This is a genomic window from Mucilaginibacter paludis DSM 18603 (genome assembly GCF_000166195.2).
Classification (GTDB): Bacteria; Bacteroidota; Bacteroidia; order Sphingobacteriales; family Sphingobacteriaceae; genus Mucilaginibacter; species Mucilaginibacter paludis.
In genome coordinates this window covers 6,260,406-6,271,898 of the sequence record NZ_CM001403.1, presented here as the reverse complement: position 1 = coordinate 6,271,898, position 11,493 = coordinate 6,260,406, and the positions used below count along the sequence as shown (strand labels likewise).

Here is an 11,493-nt window from a genome sequence, read left to right as displayed (position 1 = left end):
AGGAATGGAAATACACTGCAAAAAAGGGCATTCACACTCAAGCTTCTATCCCCGAAAGCTATGAATAATATAATGCTTATGGCAGGTATTCTGGCTCATCCTTTCGTTGAGGTCTTCCCATCTTTTTACAGACAGTGACGGTGGTTCAACTAAGCCCTAAAAAAATAGAACCCGGACTTACAGCTGCGGGACAGCTCCGGATTTACACCGGATTCCCTTTTAATTTTTTCCGTTAAGCCGGAAAAAAACCGAAAGCGCCGCAAAAGTAAGATAAGATTTGATGAATTGAAAAGAGTAATAAATATATTTACACTTATGAAATTTTACTTCACTGCGTTGTTATTGATGTTAGCTTTAGGTGGCTCTGCCCAACAGCAACCGGACACCCTGCTGCTTAAAAGCCTGTTAGAAAACCATCCCGAGTTGTTTGCAGGCATATTGAAGCACCCCACTCAAAACGAAGTACAGATACTATACACCCAGATTAACCGCGACAGCCACAACATACCGCATTTTAAACAATACAGTTACCGCCTTAACGCGCAACGATACTTTTATCCCGCCAGTACGGTTAAGCTCCCAACCTTAATTTTCGCGCTCGAAAAACTGAATGAATTGCACGTACCCGGTTTAACTAAAGAGAGCGCAATGATAACCGACAGCGCCTTTAAAGGCCAAACCAAAGTATTAAAAGATACATCGGCCCAAAACAACTTACCCAGCATTGCCCAATACATTAAAAAAATTTTGCTGGTAAGCGATAACGATGCTTATAACCGCCTTTTTGAATTTGTGGGCCGCGAAGAAATTAACACCAAACTAAAAAAATACGGTTTAACCGAAACCCGCATAGTAAGCAGGCTTGCCGTTGGCGACAAAGGCGAAACCGCCAAAAACACCAACCCCATCAGTTTTTATAATGGCGATAAGCTGATCTATCAAAAACCTGCCCAGTACGATGCCAACGAATACCCGATGGAACTAAGTAATATGCTACAAGGCAACGGCTACATGGATGCTCAAAATAAGCTGATGAAAGGGCCTTTTGATTTCGGGAAGATGAATGTATACACCGTAAGCAACCAGCAAATGGTTTTAAGTCGATTGATGTTCCCTGAAAGCTTCCAGAAGGACCAGCGTTTTAATTTGACCGACGACGATTACAAGTTGCTGTACCGGTACATGAGCACCTTCCCTAACGAAAGCAAAAAACCAACCTATAGCAAGCCAGAGTATTTCCCGGCCTATTGTAAGTTTTTATTTTATGGTGCGGATTCTGCGGCCGTAATCAATCCGGATATCCGCATTTTTAATAAAGTTGGCGACTCGTATGGGTATGATATCGACAATGCCTATATCATCGATACCAAAAACAAGGTTGAGTTTATGCTTACTGCAGTGGTACAATCAAACGAGGATGGTATTTTTAACGATAACAAATATGAGTACACCACCGTTTGCCTTCCGTTTTTGAAAAATTTAGGCCAAATCATTTACCAGCAAGAACTTAAAAGACCTAAAAAGCATCTACCCGACCTCTCCAAATTCATCTTCAAGTATCAATAGCATGCCAACTGTGGCATATCAGTTGTTTAATACCACGACAAATATTTTCATTTAAGGAAAACCCAAAGCTTATTCCGGGGTTATTCTAATAATCATCTGTCATTAAAAACATTATCGTCATGGAATTAAAATCGTTGATACTCTCCGATAAAACAAATACTCCTGTCAACTTAGAGTTACCTGAACGTTTGGTATCTGTTGCTATAGGCACCAAATTAACATTTTCGGGCTTATTTGGCATATTTAAACACCCACTGCGTAGCACAGTTAAGCTATTTGCAGGTGGTTACTTGTTACAACGAGGAGTTACCGGCTATTGCTCGCTTTACTCTAAGTTGGGTAAAACGTCTACCGATCCTGTTAATATCAACATCCGCTATACATTCACTGTAAACAGAACCCGCCAGGATGTTTACGATTTTTGGCGCAGATTAGAGAACCTCCCTTTGTTTATGAGCCATCTGGACAATATCCAGGCTATTGACGACCAACGTTCACATTGGGAAGCCAAGATACCCGGCAACTTAGGCACCATCAGCTGGGAAGCCGAAATAGTAAAAGATGAGCCGGGAAGAATGATAGGCTGGCAATCGTTACCCGGATCAACCATTCAAAATGCTGGCAAAGTGGTATTTGAAGATGCTCCCGGAGGCGAAGGCACCATTGTTAAAATCGTGATTAGCTATTTACCCCCAGCAGGCGGATTGGGCACAGGTATAGCCAAATTGCTAAACCCGCTATTTGAAAAAGTGGTACGCGAAGATGTGCTGAAATTTAAAGATTATATCGAAACCATATACGTGCCTAATGATATATCAGATGGACCGGATATTACGATTATTACGGTAGAAACGACAGATAAAGAGTAGGTTGAGTAGGTTTACCGATCATCCATCCCCTTTCGCCAACAGTAATTGCTTGGTACCCACCAACCGTCATTGCGAGGCACGAAGCAATATCTACATAGGCAGAGCGGCCTTACAAGTTCGCACTGTATAGTATAGAGATTGCTTCGTCGTTCCTCCTCGCAATGACGTTTTTTTTAAGTCATTGTCTATCAAAAAAAAACAATCTTCTCCACCCGTCATTGCGAGGTACGAAGCAATCTCTACATAAGCAGAGCTGCTCTGCAAGCTCGCCCTTGTAAAGCATAGAGATTGCTTCGTCGTTCCTCCTCGCATTGGCGTTTTTCTTATATTATTCCTGCTTTTTTCAAGGCGATTATATCGCTGCCCAATTACATTTTTAAATAACTGTCTATAAAAAACTTGACAAAAAACTCATCTACAAAGCCTTCAACACCTTTACCGTAACCAGCAATTGCCCATAATGCCTTTGCGTATGCTCGGCGGCATGTATCAACAAACCCAATACCGTTGACGGTATTTGCGCACGCCCAACGCCACGCACTTCTGTTAAAGTAGTTTCGTCGGTATTACGTAATTCTAATAGCGCGGCATCTACCTGTAGGTTAAAAGCTGTAACCAATTCCGTTACGATGTTTGTCACCTGGTAATACTTGCCTTCGCTGGCAAGATAATCCAATTGCTGCTGGTTTAAGGCCTCGCCCCTGGCATAAGTAAGCAACCTATCTAACACGCCTGTTAAGTGCTGCAAATGGAAGGCAGGCGATGCCAACCCGGCTGGGCGCTCCCATAATAAATCTTCGGGAAAATCGGCCATCAGGTCATTGAGTTCTTCCCGGGCTTGTAAAAGCGCGTGCGCTACAGGCTGCAACAGCGGCGGCATATCGGGTAGTGGGCCACGCAGCCAAACTTCGGCTTTTGATTGGGGCATTTGGTTTTATTTCTTTAAAGATGATAAACAAATGTAACATGCAATTGTAATATCTGTTCAATTAAAAATTTATACTATGGCCTTTGATCAATACCACGAGCCCGCACACGAATTATCAGATGAAACCCGCACCTTCGCACGGATGATCGTTTCGTTAACCGAAGAAGCCGAAGCCATCAACTGGTACGAGCAACGCATATCTGTAGAAAAAGACCCCGATGCGAAAGCCATTATGCAAAATGCCCAGCACGAAGAGTTTAAACACTTTGGTATGGATCTGGAATTTTTGCTCCGCAAAAAACCGATATGGCGCAAAACCCTACAAGCAATCCTTTTCCAACCTGGAGATATTGTAAAACTGGGCGAAAAAGGCGAAGAAGCATCGGAATAAAAGATGCAAGATGTTAGAGGTAAGATGCAAGAGTTTAGCGCTATTGATAAGAAAAAGCTTCTTCAAATAAGTTTATAACTTCATGCCTCGCCTCCTGCATCTGGCTTCTTGCTTCTAACTCCCTTCTTTAATATTCGCGTTTTATTGCTTAATTTGGGTTTCATCGCTCAAAGATCAAACTCACTAAAATGGAAAAACTGGAAAAAGCTTTTGCGCTATTTGATGCTTATAATAAGCAAGATCCTAAAACTTTGGTTTGGGATGGCGTTACTTATCCCGAAGAGTACTTTTATGCCATTGAGCTTTACAATTGGGTGTTAAAGCTGGAACCTAAGGCAAGCGAACCAGTATTATTGGCCTCCCGCAGTCAGCACATTGGCCGGTGGACCATTCCGCGCGACTCGTATCCCGATGGCAAGGCTGGCTACTTAAACTGGCGAAGCAACCTGGCTAAATTCCATGCCACAAAAGCCGGGGAATTGATGGAAGAAGCCGGTTATGATACCGACTTTATCGAGGGAGTACAAAAAATCATCCTGAAACAAAAAATCAAACTCGACCCTGAAGTGCAGCTGATAGAAAATGCGCTTTGCCTGGTATTTCTGCAATTTCAGTTTGAGAGTTTCATCCAAAAACATGCTGAAGATAAACTTATCAATATCGTAAGGAAAACCTGGAAAAAAATGAGCCAGGCAGGTCATGATGCAGCCTTAAAGTTAACTTATAGCGAGAGGGCTAAAGATTTGATTGGTAAAGCGCTGGGGTGATAACCAACCGTTATTAAGGTACAAAGCAATCTCTACTTAGGCAGAGCGGCTCTGCCTATTCGCTCTGTATAGCATAGAGATTGCTTCGTCGTACCTCCTTGCAATGACGACGGGGTAAGGGTTGATTATTAGAAAACTTGCACTCTCCACCCGTCATTGCCTTTAGCCGATCTGGCCAGCCGGAAAAAGGCAGGGATGGCGTTTTAACCGGTAATTATTGCTGCACAGGGAAAAGTGTGCAAAGGCCCGACTGCACGCCGGGCCGGGAGCTGGCCTCGCGGGCGGAAGGATCGGGCAGTCTTGATTTTTTTGGTTACTTTTTGTATCAAGACAAAAAGTAACAAGCCCTTCACGCGGCGATTGAGCGTGCCGATGATCTAAATTAAGAATACTGATGATCAGAGCAAAAATAGACAAACTGATAATCAACAACTTAAGTGAGTGTCATTACAAGCCACGAAGCAATCTCTACTTAGGCAGAGCGGCCATGCATGTTCACCCTGTATAGTTTAGAGATTGCTTCGTCGTACCTCCTCGCAATGAGGGCGGGGTAAGAAGCTGATTATGAGAAAATTAAACCATCTCCGAGCGCATTGAGGCACGAAGCAATCTCTACTTAAGCAGAGCCGCACCGCATTTCGCCCTGTATGGGTTTTAGGATTGCTTCGTCGCCCCGCGGCACAACGCACTACCCATCACCGCTACTGTATAAACCCTACTCCGTTTTAGGCTTCTCTGTCTTCTCCCTTGGACCGCGCTTGTAAATAATCAATCCGTTTAAAAAATTCCGCAGGATCTGATCGCCGCAAGGCTTAAAATTAGGATGATCTTCATTTCTGAATATCGCACCGAGCTCGGTTTTGGTGATCCTGAAATCAACCAGTTCCAATATACCTACAATATCGGTATCGTTTAACTTTAGCGCTACGCGCAACTTTTTCATTATATCGTTATTGCTCATCGTATATCCGTATATAGTCAAACACCATGATCGTTACAAACAGGTATTTGATCGTACAAACTTAATACCTAAATTCGACAATCAATTATAATTTTATGAAGGTAAGTTTGAGAGCGGTATTTTCAATATGCTTTTTAATGCTGATAGTGGGCTATGGGCATGCTCAGATCACCCTTCCCAAAGTATTGGGGAGTAATATGGTTTTGCAACGCAACCAGGCCGTACCCATCTGGGGATGGGCAAAACCGGGCAAACAGGTTACCGTTAAATTTGCCGGTCAGCAAAAAAGTACTGCCGTAGGTGCTAACGGTTATTGGAAGGTGCAACTATCGCCCTTAACCACTTCTGCCGAACCTCAAGATATGGTGATCACGTCCGATACTTCTACCCTTAAACTTTCCAATATCCTGGTGGGCGAGGTATGGCTTTGTTCCGGCCAATCCAATATGGAATACCTGATGAAGCTTGCACACGCCAAGCCGGTTAAAACCATTGACAGCGCCGCGCTCGAGCTTTCAAGCCATAACCCGCAGATCCGTTTATTTAAAGTAGATAAAGTTTTAAGTAGCCCGGATGTAACAACCACGGGCTGGCACGAATCGGAGGGCGTAGCCTTAGCGCAGTTTTCGGCACCGGGATATTATTTCGCTAAAAATTTATATAAGGCGCTGCATATCCCTATCGGGATGATTTCCTCTTCCTGGGGTGGCAGCCGTATTGAGCCCTGGACACCACCCGGCGCCTACGAAGCTTTGCCCGCCTTTAAAGCGGCAGTTGCAGCAAACCCCCTGATGATTGACAGCCTTGCACCAGGTAAAAATTATAAGAGCATGATACAACCTCTGGCGCCTTTCGCCTTGCACGGCTTTTTATGGTATCAGGGCGAATCCAACTGTATTATAAACGACAGCATAGGCTACGCCGATAAAATGCAGGCGCTGATTGATAGCTGGAGAAAGGAATGGGGAAATGATAAGCTGCCTTTTTATTCGGTACTGATAGCGCCTTACCATTATACCAAACGAAAGGACCATGTACCACATACACCCGAAACTTTACCCCAATTTTGGGAGGCGCAAATTGCATCGCTCCGCATCCCTCATACCGAACTCATTACCGTGAGCGACCTGGTTGATAACTTAAACGATATCCACCCATCTTACAAATGGAAAGTTGGCCGGCGCCTGGCCCTGGTGGCATTAGCTAAAGATTACGGCTATAAAAAAACGATTTACAGTGGGCCGCGATATCAACACATGCAGATAAAAGGAGATAAAGCTATTTTATATTTTGATTACGCCTACGGGTTAAAAATCAACGATGGCAAACCGGTTGATAACTTTACCATCGCCGGTGCCGATGGGAAATTTGTACCGGCCACGGCCGAGATAAAAGGCAGCCAGGTAATTGTTTACAGCCCGGCGGTAAGTAAACCGGTAAACGTGCGTTTAGGCTGGGACGAAAGTGCGGAACCAAACCTGGTGAATAGTGCTGGTATACCCACCTTACCTTTTAGAACAGATGCGAATAAATGGACGTATTTTAGGTAAGGTGATTGGTTTGATTTCGGATCTTTGAGGATTTCTATATAAGAAAATTTTATTGCTTAAATCCGATATCTCCGCAAGCCGATTTTAGATGACCCAAAATACCTGAACATTCCATTTGCCGATTGAAACTGATTTGAACTATCTAACCCTTTTTTAATTGATCATAGAATTTTTATGGATTATATGTATCTTTATGCTTATTATAATGGCATGGCTACAATGAGACTTAATGTTCCTGAGGCGCTTGAAAAAGAGCATGATGAAACGGTTCGGCTAATTGCCGCTAAGTTGTATGAAGCTGGTAAATTATCTTTGGGACAGGCTGCGGAAATGTGCGGAATGAAAAAATGGGATTTCCCTGCAGTGCTGGCCAAATTTAACATTAGCTATTTTCAATATTCTGGCGACGATCTGTTAAATGAGTTTAAATAAAACAACAGAGAGCACTGTAGTTATTACCGATACCAGTTGCCTGATCATCCTTGAAAAGATCGCTTTGTTACCCGTTCTGCATCAACTTTTCGATGTGGTACTAACTACACCCGAAATTGCTGCTGAATATGGCTCCCCCATTACCTGAATGGATCGTCACTATATCGGTAAAGGATAAATCCCTTCAGCAGAAGTTAGCATCAATGGTTGATAAAGGTGAAGCAAGTGCCATCGCTTTGGCTCATGAAATCGAAAACAAATACCTGATTACCGACGATTTGGAGGCCCGCAAGCTTTCTATCAGGCTTGGCCTTTCTATTATTGGCACATTAGGAGTCATATTACGTGCCAAACAGGAAGGTCACATCGACTTTGTTAACCCATTTCTGGAACTGATGAAACAAACTGATTTCAGAGTTTCAGATGATTTGCACCAACCAATACTTCGCAAAGCAAACGAAGTATAATTTCATCCAATGGTTGACTATTTAAGCAAGGTTGCCTCTTAGATGACAACCTCGCTTAAATAGTCAAAATCCCTAAACATCGTTCCTCAGCACTTCCAAAGGCGATTTATTCAACACCCCACGGCTGTTCAGCAAACCTATTGCTACGGTAAGCAGGCAAATTAAAACAAAGATGGCCAGCACCGATAATACATGTGGATTAAAGGTGCTATCAAAAGTATATTTTGCCAGCGCCCAACTACCCGCCAGCGATAACAGAATACCTGTTGCAGCGGCCAAGGCACCTAAAAAGAAATATTCTAACGAGGTAATAGCCAGTATTTGTTTGCGGCTGGCACCCAGGGTACGTAACAGAACGCTCTCCTGGATACGCTGATATTTACTGATCCGTACCGAAGCAATCAGCACAATGATGCCGGTGATGATGCTGAATCCGGCCATAAAGCGGATAACGAAACCTATTTTGCCGAGCAACTCGTCGATAACGGAAAGTATCAGGGCCAGATCGATCACCGAAACATTCGGAAAACTCCTCACCACCTGCTGCTGGAAACGTGCCGAGGCCTTACTATCAGGCACGCGGGTAATCTCCACATAAAACTGCGGTGCTTGTTCCAATATCCCCGCAGGGAAAACCACTAAAAAATTGGTTTGCACCCGTGTATAATTTACCGACCGTAAGCTTTTAATCTGCGTTAGCATCGGCATCCCCTGTACATTAAACAGCAGTTTATCACCCATGTTCAAATGGCTGCGGTGGGCATAACCCTCTTCCACCGAAATCGGGATAGTTTCGTTTGGCGATGATTCGCCAATCCACTTACCTTCAGTTATTTTTTCGGTCTCGGTGAGCGTATCACGATACGTTACCCGGTATTCGCGGGTTAAAACCTGGTGCGGTATAGCGTTTTTACCACTGTCTTTTTTCAGTTGCAAAGCAGTTTTGCCGTTCACTTCCATCAGTGTCATGGTAACAATGGGCACCTGCGATGTTACCGGCAAACCCTGACTTTTGGTTAAAGCTGCTACGGCTTGTTTTTGAGTGGATTGGATATCGAACAGGATAAGATTAGGTTGCTTGCCACTCGACGATAGGGTAACCCTATCAATTAAAATACCTTGTATAAAAAACAGCGTGCAGATAAAGGCCGTACCTAAACCAATGGAGATGATCAGGATGACCGATTGGTTATTGGGCCGGTATAAATTAGAAAAACCTTGTCGCCATAAATAACTCCATGAAAACGGGAAGAAACGTTTGACCAGCCACATTAACAATCGGGCCATGCCTGCCAGTATTAAAAAAGCTACCAAAATGCAAACGACAAATACCACCGTTTGCGGGAAGCTTTTGAGTTGCAGATAAGTAAAGCCCGAGATAAACAGCAGAATGAGCAGGTAGACCAGCCATTTTAAAGGATCACGTGTTAAACTGGTTTCTTCAAAGCTCAGCCGCAGGGTATTAAGCGGCGAAATATTGCGGACTGATACCAATGGCAGCAGGGCAAATAAAACAGAAATAATAACACCCAGGATAATACCCTGCCCTATGGCCCACCATGATAGGGTTACATCGATGGTAAAAGGTATAAAGTCCTTTAAAACAACCGGTAGCAGCTGTTGAATCAAGGTACCCAGCAACGAGCCGATAACCGAGCCTACAAACCCCACACCGACAATCTGGATGAGGTAAATTAAAAAGGCCTGTGATGCTTTAACACCTAAACAGCGCAATATGGCAATGGTACCGATTTTTTCGCGCACATAAATGTGGATGGCGCTGGCTACGCCGATACAACCCAGCAGCAAAGCGATAAAGCCTACCAGGGCCAAAAAGCGGGTAAGGTCGGCAAACGATTTTCCGGTTTGCTCCTTCTGGGTGGCTATGGTATCGTAGTTCATCCCTTCCTTTTCAATACGCGGCTCAATCTTTTTCACCAGTTTATCCATATCAATCTGGTGCCTGTACTTAAAGTAATACTTATAATTGATGCGGCTTCCCTTTTGCATTAAACCAGTTTGGGCCATGTATTTTAGCGGAATGTACACAACAGGTGCAACGCTTGATGATACACCGCTCTGGCCAGGTGCCTTATTCAATACCCCGGCAATTTTAAAAGTAACCGCCCCTACCCGGATGGAATCACCCACGCGGGAGTTAAACTGAAGGATCAGGGTTTTATCAACCAAAGCCTCCTGCGCGTTCCTGAAGGTTTTACCGGCCACCTCGGGCGTAGTCTCCAGGTCGCCGTAATAGGGAAAGTCGCCTTCCAGGGCTTTTACCTGTACCAGGCGCGTGCCCTTATCTTTGGTAAACTGGATCATGGAAGCGAAGTCGAGTTCGCGCGACCTGTCGTCGCCCAACGAATCAACCAATTTCTGGATCGCCGGTGTTACTGCTTTGTTAGAGGAGATCACCAGGTCGGCGCCGATCAGCGTGGCTGCCTGGTCATCAATATTTTGCCTTAAGTTATCGCCAAAAGAATAGATAGCCACCAGGGCCGCAATCCCCAATACGATAGACGAGATAAATAAAAACAAACGCGACCGGTTACGCCGACTATCGCGCCAAGCCATTTTGAATAACCAGGGGAAATTTATATTTGAGGATTGATTCATTTTGTAATTTTTAGTCCATGTTTTTTTTAGTCCATGGTCGATGGTCCATAGTCCATGGTCAATAGTCCATGGATGAAGATAAGGGTTGAGGATTCATTTTTAAATACACAAAAAAAGTTTAGCTATGGTCTATCAACTATGGACTTTACAGGTTTTAACCATGGACCATCGACTATCGACCATCAACCATGGCCCCCAAACGCACATCCTCCACCAGGTGCCCGCCCTTAATACGGATAATGCGTTGGGTTTTTGATGCCAGTTCCAGATCGTGCGTAACCAGGATGAGTGTGGTGCCGGCTTCGCGGTTCAGGTCAAAAAGCAGTTTCACTACCTTCTCGCTGGTTTCGGCATCAAGGTTGCCGGTAGGTTCGTCGGCAAATAATATTTTAGGCTGATTGGAAAACGCCCTGGCCAGGGATACCCTTTGCTGCTCTCCGCCTGAAAGCTGGGCTGGGTAATGGTGCCCGCGCGATGCCAGGCCAACCTTATCCAACAACTCCAGGGCGCGTGGCCTGATATTTTTTTCGCCGCGCAGCTCCAACGGTACCATCACGTTTTCTAACGCGGTTAAGGTTGGCAGCAGCTGGAAGTTTTGGAATATAAAGCCCACGTATTGGTTACGCACCTGCGCGCGCTCGTCTTCAGTTAGTTTATCTAACTGGATATTGTTCAGTTCTACTATGCCGCTGGTAGAACGGTCGAGCCCGGCGCATAGGCCCAGCAGCGTTGTTTTACCGCTCCCGGATGGCCCTACAATGGCGGCGGTTGAACCGGCTTCGATAGAAAAATTAATATTATGTAGTACGGTGAGGGGCTGTCCGCCGCTTTGATATGTTTTACTCAGATCTTTAATGTTCAGGATGGTTTCCACAAATGTTTTTGGAATGTGGGTCAGGTTTGCTTTAATTTGCCCGACCCGGTTAGTCAATATTTAATGTTT

General features: G+C 44.4%; 12 protein-coding genes and 1 riboswitch. Of the genes, 8 read left to right on the top strand and 4 right to left on the bottom strand.

The annotated features are described in order from the left end of the window. Positions 1-63: 63 nt before the first annotated feature. A riboswitch (cobalamin riboswitch) is annotated at positions 64-268 on the bottom strand. A 47-nt stretch (positions 269-315) separates the two neighbouring features. Continuing rightward, positions 316-1,566, top strand: a complete 1,251-nt coding sequence (locus MUCPA_RS26265; protein ID WP_008510546.1) for a serine hydrolase — start codon at positions 316-318, stop codon at positions 1,564-1,566. Positions 1,567-1,685: 119 nt separating this feature from the next. Next, positions 1,686-2,435, top strand: coding sequence for an SRPBCC family protein (locus MUCPA_RS26260; protein WP_008510544.1), 750 nt, complete (start codon positions 1,686-1,688; stop codon positions 2,433-2,435). A gap of 415 nt (positions 2,436-2,850) precedes the next feature. Here the strand turns inward: MUCPA_RS26260 and MUCPA_RS26255 are convergent, their stop codons facing one another. Continuing rightward, entirely contained in the window at positions 2,851-3,363 is a 513-nt protein-coding gene (locus MUCPA_RS26255; protein WP_008510541.1) for a DinB family protein, read from the bottom strand. Between the two features lie 76 nt (positions 3,364-3,439). Here MUCPA_RS26255 and MUCPA_RS26250 point away from each other — a divergent pair, with 76 nt between their 5' ends. After that, positions 3,440-3,754 carry a ferritin family protein gene (locus MUCPA_RS26250; RefSeq protein ID WP_008510539.1) on the top strand — a complete coding sequence of 105 codons (315 nt, stop codon included), beginning with the start codon at positions 3,440-3,442 and terminating at the stop codon, positions 3,752-3,754. Between the two features lie 188 nt (positions 3,755-3,942). Continuing rightward, the gene (locus MUCPA_RS26245; protein WP_008510537.1) at positions 3,943-4,521 is read left to right on the top strand and encodes a DUF4202 domain-containing protein; all 579 of its coding nucleotides are present in this window, start codon (positions 3,943-3,945) and stop codon (positions 4,519-4,521) included. A gap of 715 nt (positions 4,522-5,236) precedes the next feature. Here the strand turns inward: MUCPA_RS26245 and MUCPA_RS26235 are convergent. Next, on the bottom strand, positions 5,237-5,464 hold the full coding sequence (locus MUCPA_RS26235; RefSeq protein WP_233276796.1) for a DUF1456 family protein: 228 nt from the start codon (positions 5,462-5,464) through the stop codon (positions 5,237-5,239). A gap of 113 nt (positions 5,465-5,577) precedes the next feature. On the opposite strand from MUCPA_RS26235, the gene MUCPA_RS26230 reads away from it, so the two are divergent. The 4 genes from MUCPA_RS26230 (at position 5,578) to MUCPA_RS26220 (ending at position 7,931) form a co-directional block, all read left to right on the top strand. Then, positions 5,578-7,032, top strand: a complete 1,455-nt coding sequence (locus MUCPA_RS26230; protein WP_008510532.1) for a sialate O-acetylesterase — start codon at positions 5,578-5,580, stop codon at positions 7,030-7,032. A gap of 174 nt (positions 7,033-7,206) precedes the next feature. Continuing rightward, positions 7,207-7,464, top strand: coding sequence for a UPF0175 family protein (locus MUCPA_RS26225; RefSeq protein WP_233276795.1), 258 nt, complete (start codon positions 7,207-7,209; stop codon positions 7,462-7,464). After that, positions 7,451-7,612: a hypothetical protein gene (locus MUCPA_RS37915; protein WP_157543989.1), complete on the top strand. Its 162-nt coding sequence runs from the start codon at positions 7,451-7,453 to the stop codon at positions 7,610-7,612. The genes MUCPA_RS26225 and MUCPA_RS37915 overlap by 14 nt, the downstream gene beginning before the upstream one ends. Further along, positions 7,593-7,931 carry a DUF3368 domain-containing protein gene (locus MUCPA_RS26220; RefSeq protein ID WP_050982160.1) on the top strand — a complete coding sequence of 113 codons (339 nt, stop codon included), beginning with the start codon at positions 7,593-7,595 and terminating at the stop codon, positions 7,929-7,931. Before MUCPA_RS37915 ends, MUCPA_RS26220 begins: the two co-directional genes overlap by 20 nt. Positions 7,932-8,003: 72 nt before the next feature. Here MUCPA_RS26220 and MUCPA_RS26215 read toward each other — a convergent pair whose 3' ends face one another. Together MUCPA_RS26215 and MUCPA_RS26210 are read right to left on the bottom strand one after the other, a co-directional pair. After that, the gene (locus tag MUCPA_RS26215) at positions 8,004-10,550 is read right to left on the bottom strand and encodes an ABC transporter permease (protein ID WP_008510527.1); all 2,547 of its coding nucleotides are present in this window, start codon (positions 10,548-10,550) and stop codon (positions 8,004-8,006) included. 172 nt (positions 10,551-10,722) lie between these two features. Continuing rightward, a complete protein-coding gene (locus tag MUCPA_RS26210) occupies positions 10,723-11,481 on the bottom strand; it encodes an ABC transporter ATP-binding protein (protein WP_233276794.1) in 759 nt (252 codons plus the stop codon). Positions 11,482-11,493: the final 12 nt, after the last annotated feature.

Bases quoted from the DNA above. Each gene is read 5' to 3' on its own strand.
- MUCPA_RS26265 (WP_008510546.1), top strand. From the start codon at position 316: ATGAAATTTTACTTCACTGCGTTGTTATTGATGTTAGCTTTAGGTGGC.
- MUCPA_RS26260 (WP_008510544.1), top strand. From the start codon at position 1,686: ATGGAATTAAAATCGTTGATACTCTCCGATAAAACAAATACTCCTGTC.
- MUCPA_RS26255 (WP_008510541.1), bottom strand. From the start codon at position 3,363: ATGCCCCAATCAAAAGCCGAAGTTTGGCTGCGTGGCCCACTACCCGAT.
- MUCPA_RS26250 (WP_008510539.1), top strand. From the start codon at position 3,440: ATGGCCTTTGATCAATACCACGAGCCCGCACACGAATTATCAGATGAA.
- MUCPA_RS26245 (WP_008510537.1), top strand. From the start codon at position 3,943: ATGGAAAAACTGGAAAAAGCTTTTGCGCTATTTGATGCTTATAATAAG.
- MUCPA_RS26235 (WP_233276796.1), bottom strand. From the start codon at position 5,464: ATGAAAAAGTTGCGCGTAGCGCTAAAGTTAAACGATACCGATATTGTA.
- MUCPA_RS26230 (WP_008510532.1), top strand. From the start codon at position 5,578: ATGAAGGTAAGTTTGAGAGCGGTATTTTCAATATGCTTTTTAATGCTG.
- MUCPA_RS26225 (WP_233276795.1), top strand. From the start codon at position 7,207: ATGGATTATATGTATCTTTATGCTTATTATAATGGCATGGCTACAATG.
- MUCPA_RS37915 (WP_157543989.1), top strand. From the start codon at position 7,451: ATGAGTTTAAATAAAACAACAGAGAGCACTGTAGTTATTACCGATACC.
- MUCPA_RS26220 (WP_050982160.1), top strand. From the start codon at position 7,593: ATGGCTCCCCCATTACCTGAATGGATCGTCACTATATCGGTAAAGGAT.
- MUCPA_RS26215 (WP_008510527.1), bottom strand. From the start codon at position 10,550: ATGAATCAATCCTCAAATATAAATTTCCCCTGGTTATTCAAAATGGCT.